The organism is Actinomadura fibrosa (genome assembly GCF_900659615.1).
Taxonomy (GTDB): Bacteria; Actinomycetota; Actinomycetes; order Streptosporangiales; family Streptosporangiaceae; genus Spirillospora; species Spirillospora fibrosa.
Genome location: NZ_CAACUY010000455.1, coordinates 1 through 3742, shown reverse-complemented (window position 1 = coordinate 3742; position 3742 = coordinate 1). Strand labels below are relative to the sequence as shown.

3 protein-coding genes are annotated in these 3742 nt (G+C 74.6%); 2 read left to right on the top strand and 1 reads right to left on the bottom strand.

From position 1 onward, the window contains the following. The first annotated feature begins 123 nt into the window (after nucleotides 1-123). Nucleotides 124-1011 carry an NAD(P)-dependent oxidoreductase gene (locus E1300_RS48420; protein ID WP_131763987.1) on the top strand — a complete coding sequence of 296 codons (888 nt, stop codon included), beginning with the start codon at nucleotides 124-126 and terminating at the stop codon, nucleotides 1009-1011. An 83-nt stretch (nucleotides 1012-1094) separates the two neighbouring features. Then, nucleotides 1095-2216, top strand: a complete 1122-nt coding sequence (locus tag E1300_RS48415) for a serine hydrolase domain-containing protein (protein WP_131763986.1) — start codon at nucleotides 1095-1097, stop codon at nucleotides 2214-2216. On the opposite strand, the gene E1300_RS48410 is transcribed toward E1300_RS48415, so the two are convergent. Next, on the bottom strand, nucleotides 2193-3635 hold the full coding sequence (locus E1300_RS48410) for a sensor histidine kinase (protein WP_242619890.1): 1443 nt from the start codon (nucleotides 3633-3635) through the stop codon (nucleotides 2193-2195). The two genes, E1300_RS48415 and E1300_RS48410, sit on opposite strands and share 24 nt — an antisense overlap. Nucleotides 3636-3742: the final 107 nt, after the last annotated feature.

Here is a 3742-nt window from a genome sequence, read left to right as displayed (position 1 = left end):
CGAGCGGCCCCAGCACCCCGAAACGCATTTCGTCAGCGTATGCACCGCTACGGACAGACCCGCAGCGTTTCCGTGGCGGCACCCGCGACGGTGGAGCTCCTGAACGAGAGCAAGGAGCGAACGATGCCGAAGTCCCCTGTCACCGTCATCGGCCTCGGCCCTATGGGCGCGACGATGGCGGAGACCTTCCTGAAGAACGGCCATCCGACCACGGTGTGGAACCGGACGGCGGCCAAGGCGGCGCCGCTGGTGGAGCGGGGCGCGGTCCTCGCGGCGACCCCCGCCGACGCGCTCGCCGCGTCCGAGCTGGTCGTCGTCAGCCAGACCGACTACACGGCGATGTACGACTCCCTCGGCGGCGCGACGGACGCGCTGAAGGGGCGCGCCCTGGTGAACCTCAGCTCCGGGAGCCCGGACGAGCTGCGCCGCGCCGCCGAGTGGGCCGCCCAGCACGGCGCCGACCTGCTGACCGGCGGTGTCATGGTGCCGCCGCCGGGCATCGGGCAGCCGGGTTCGTACGTCTTCTACAGCGGGCCCGAGGACGTCCTCGACCGCCATCGGGCCGCGCTCGGGGAGCTCGGCGACACCACGTTCGTCGGGGCGGACCACGGTCTCGCGATGCTGTACTACCAGGCGCAGCTCTACCTGTTCTGGTCCACGCTGACGTCGTACATGCACGCGATCGCGCTGCTGGGTACGGCGGGCGTCTCGGCTGAGGAGTTCCGCCCGTTCGCCGCCACGACCGTGTCCGCCCTCGCGGGCGACGGCCCCATGGGGTTCCTGCGGATCCTGGCGGAGACGATCGACGCGGGCATCCACCCGGGCGGCGCGAACACCCTCCGGATGCAGGCTGTCGGCGCCGACCACGTCGTCGAGACGAGCCGCGAGGCGGGCGTCGACACGTCCGGGCCGACCGCTCTGCGCGACCTCTTCTGGAGGGCGGTCGACGCGGGCCACGGCGCGGACGGCCTGTCCAGCGTCATCGAGGCGATCCGCGCCCCCGCCTCCTGACCGCCGCGAGGCCGGCCGCCGTTGACCTCGATCTAACTTGAGGTCCTAGCGTTGCGGGCAGGCACAGCGGCGAAGGAGTCGGCATGGCTGAGACGGACGGTGCCCGCGGTTTCGTGGCACCAGGCTTCGAGGAGATACGGGACGCCTTCGCGGCGGACCGGCCCGGCGTCAACGCGGCGCTCGCCGTGCACGTCGGCGGCGAGCGCGTCATCGACCTGTGGAAGGGGCCGGACCACCGCGAGGACAGCATCATGGGCCTCTACTCGGCGACCAAGGGGGCCGCGGGCATCGTCCTCGCCGTCCTCGTCGAGCGCGGCCTGCTCGACCTGGACGCGCCCGTGGCCCGCTACTGGCCCGAGTTCGCCGCGGCGGGCAAGCAGGACATCACCGTCCGGATGCTCGCGTCGCACCAGGCGGGGCTCGTCAACGTGGACGGCGGCTACACGGTCGGCGAGCTGATCGCGCACGCGCCGCTGGCCGAGCTGCTGGCCGCGCAGGCACCGCTCTGGACGCCCGGCGAAGGCCACGGCTACCACGCGGTCACGATCGGCACGCTGCTGGACGAGCTCGTCCGGCGCGTCACCGGCACGCCGCTCGGCGCGTTCTTCCGCCGGGAGATCGCGGAGCCGCGCGGGATCGACGTCCACATCGGGCTGCCCGAGCCGGATGAGCGGCGGCTGCTGCCGGTCAGGCCCGTCGCGCCCGGCAGGATGCCCGGCGGGCAGGGGCTGCCGCCGTTCTTCGTGCGCGCGATGGAGCCCGGCCGGAGCGGCGGGCCGCCGGTCGCGGCCGAGGGTGAGCCGGCCGACGACCTGCTGGGCATGCGGGCGTTCCGCGCGGCGGGGGTGCCGTCGATCGGCGGGTTCGGCAGCGCCCGCGGTCTCGCCGCCATGTACGCGGCCGTGCTGCCCGGCGCGGACGCGCCGCTGGTCGGCGCGGCGACGCTCAAGGCCGTCACCGAGGTGCAGGCGGCGGGCGACGACCTGGTGCTGCCGTTCCCCACGAGCTTCGCGACGGTGTTCCAGCGCCCGGCGCGCTTCGCGGGCCCGGCCTCCTTCGGGCACGACGGCGCGGCGGGCGCGCAGGCCTACGCCGACCCGGACCTCGGCGTCGCGTTCGGCTACGTCACCGACACCCCGTCGGGCATGGGCGCCTCCTCCATCACAGGCGAGCTGACCGCCCTACTCGCCCAGGCCCTCGGCTGACCCGCCGCGGTCGTCGACGGTTTCGGCCAGGGGGAGCGACATGACGAAGCGGGCGCCGCCTGGGGTGTCGGCGAGGCGCAGGGTCCCGCCGTAGATCTCGGCGATCTCGCGGGCGATGGGCAGGCCGAGGCCCGTGCCCTGCGGGTCGCGGCGCCGGGACTCCGAGAGCCGGGCGAAGCGCTCGAAGACCCGCTCGCGCGACTCCGGCGGGACGCCCGCGCCGTCGTCGGCGACCTCCAGGCGCGCCCGCTCCCCGTCCCGCGCGACGGTCACCTCGATGCGCGACTCCGCGTGCCGCTCGGCGTTGCTCAGCAGGTTGCCGAGCACCCGGCTCATCCGCACCGGGTTCGCGCGCACGACCACGCCCGGCTCCAGCCGGGTCGTGATCCGCTCGGGGTCCGGACGGCGGTCGACCTCGCGGCGGGCGAGGTCCGCGAGGTCCACCTCCTGGACGGGCAGCGGCGCGCGCGAGTCGAGCCGGGACAGCTCCAGCAGGTCGACGACGACGTCGTTCAGCCGCTCGGTGTCGCGCAGCGCCGAGCGCACCATCGGCCGCCAGTGCTCGTCGCCGGGCTCGTCGAGCGCGACCTCCAGCCGGGTGTGCAGCCCGGCGATCGGGTTCCGCAGGTCGTGCGAGGCGTCGGAGATGAACCGGCGCTCCCGGCTCCGCGCGTCCTCCAGCCGCTCCAGCGTGGCGTTGACGGTCTCGGCGAGCCGCTGGATCTCGCCGTGGGTGTGCGGGTTCGGCACCCGGCGGCCGAGGCCCCGCTCGGTGATGTCGGCGAGCTCGTCGCTGATGCGGTCGACCGGCTCCAGCGCCCGCCCCACCGTGTGCCACGTCCACCAGCCGATCAGCGCGAGCAGCGCCACGAGCAGCAGCGCCATCGCCAGCGGCAGCAGCCACGCGTTCGCGAGGGTCGGCATCGGCGAGCCGGCGAGGACGAAGACGCCGTCCCCGTACGGGGAGGTCCGCATGCGCAGCCCGAACACCCAGACGCAGTCGTCCAGGGAGCGGGGGCAGACCTCGCCGTCGATGAGGATGGACCGGCCGAGCCTGGCGACGCCGATGAGCGGGGGCTCGCCGTCGATCGCCTCGCTGGCGGCGAGGACCCGCCGGCCGTCCCGGCTCACGACCTGGACCATGGGCGCCTCGCCGTCCGCCGGGACGAGCGCGCCGCCGTTCCGCTCCTCGACGAGGTCGACGACGACGCGCTCGGCGGTCCGCTCCGTGTTCTCCGCCACGGTGTTCTCGGCCCAGTCGCGGGCGAGCAGCGTGCCGAGGCTCAGCGCGAGGACCAGCATCACCGCCGAGACCGCCACGGTGAGGACGGTCGCGCGGCCCCGCACCGACATGAACAGGCGGGACCACCCGTGGTGGAGCCGCTCCCGCCGCTTCTCCGCCGCCTCCTCCAGCCGCACAGCCGTCCCCCCCGGATCCGGACGCAGGCCATCACTTCCAGTAACGCTTCACAGCTCAGCGTAGTTGGTGGTCTCGCGGGGGCACCGCGCGCCGTCCGGACGCCGCC

Coding starts and splice junctions, on each gene's coding strand:
- E1300_RS48420 (WP_131763987.1), top strand. CDS start 124: ATGCCGAAGTCCCCTGTCACCGTCATCGGCCTCGGCCCTATGGGCGCG.
- E1300_RS48415 (WP_131763986.1), top strand. CDS start 1,095: ATGGCTGAGACGGACGGTGCCCGCGGTTTCGTGGCACCAGGCTTCGAG.